We start from the raw sequence: 1,370 nt of genomic DNA on the forward strand, positions 1-1,370 counted from the left end.
ATTCGCCACATCTGCGAACCCCTCTGGAATTAAGCTTAATTCTGGCAATAAACTTGGCCCACCACCCAAGGCATCTACTAAACGGCAACTATCAGGAATTGGTTCGTTGCGAAGGGTAATATCGTAACGAATGGTTTCTCCACAAATGTAACGTCTTAATTCACTTCGATTAAGCATTTTGTCCAGGTAAGGGGCATTTTTAGGATTATTAATAAACCGTTCGTTCAGTTTTGGGTCTGCAATTAACGCTCCTTCTCGAATCACAATCGAAGTAGTTTTCTGGTTTACCGGGTCAAAAAATCCACCGTTGATAGCTGCAAATGTTTGATGTTTTGCTGCTAGATTTTCTAACAGTTTAAGTGTTGGCGAAACCACAGGTTTAACAGAAAAACGGCTGGCTTTTGGAATTAGTAGTGTATGCACTACGCTTTGTGGCAAGGTATAAGATTTATACTCAATTTCTGGCTGAAGTGGTGGTTCGACTGCCTGATAGAAAGCTTTTGTCGCTCGATTCTGAACATTAGAAAATAACACCACTGCTACACCGAGAGAACATACAAGTATCCAAAACAGCAACCTGACTTTTTTCATGGCTTTTGGCTATTAACAACTTCATTCAAACTCATTGCCCTCAGAATTTCTACAGTGCGTGGTGCATCTTTTTGAGCAACAAATCATATTTTTCTATCAACAAAGTGCGATCGGTAATTCCTCAATTGTCCGCCGAAACACAGATGTATCGTCCAATGCTTGCGATAAAATCAGTGAACCTTGAATTGCTATTGCGGCATCTTCTCCCCGCTGTTTGGCAAGTTGGGCATCCATACCTGATTCGATTAACACATTTGCGATCGCATCAATCCAACCCTGAAACAGTGCTTTTACTTTAGCGTGAAACACATCTCTTGCCGAACCGGACAACAAAATCGCAAACATACAAGGTTGTTCCCCACCGTGATAGAGTTCGTTCAAACGTAAGCACATTCGCTGCAACCTTGTCACCGCATCCGCTTCACTCTCCAAAGCAGGCAAAATATTCTCTCCTAGCCATTTTTCTAGATAATCCAACACTGTCTCGACCATCTGATCCTTCCCACCGGGAAAGTGATGGTAGAGACTAGCTTTCCCCAGTCCAGTCGCCTCCGAAATCTTGGATAGCGTTGCACCATCGTAACCGTACTGGCGAAACAGCCCCAACAAGCAAGGAATATAGGTTTCTTTTGGCATGGCTCAAAAATTAGGAATTAACTATTGACATTATATAGAACGTTCGGTACAGTATAACTATACCGAATGAACGGTACAAAGGGAAAAAGACATTCAAACAGCTACCAACTTGATGCAAGTTATCAAGCTGGCTCAAAGTAAAG

The 1,370-nt window shown here is 42.2% G+C and carries 1 protein-coding gene and 1 pseudogene; both read right to left on the reverse strand.

Annotation, left to right across the window (positions count from 1 at the left end; genetic code table 11):
- Nucleotides 1-591 (reverse strand): annotated as a pseudogene (locus tag ACE1B6_RS16070) (phosphodiester glycosidase family protein); the annotation flags it as partial.
- Between the two features lie 96 nt (nucleotides 592-687).
- A complete protein-coding gene (locus ACE1B6_RS16075) occupies nucleotides 688-1,227 on the reverse strand; it encodes a TetR/AcrR family transcriptional regulator (protein WP_413258261.1) in 540 nt (179 codons plus the stop codon).
- Nucleotides 1,228-1,370 lie beyond the last annotated feature (143 nt).

The organism is Floridaenema fluviatile BLCC-F154 (assembly GCF_041929135.1).
In the GTDB taxonomy this organism is placed as follows: domain Bacteria; phylum Cyanobacteriota; class Cyanobacteriia; order Cyanobacteriales; family Aerosakkonemataceae; genus Floridanema; species Floridanema fluviatile.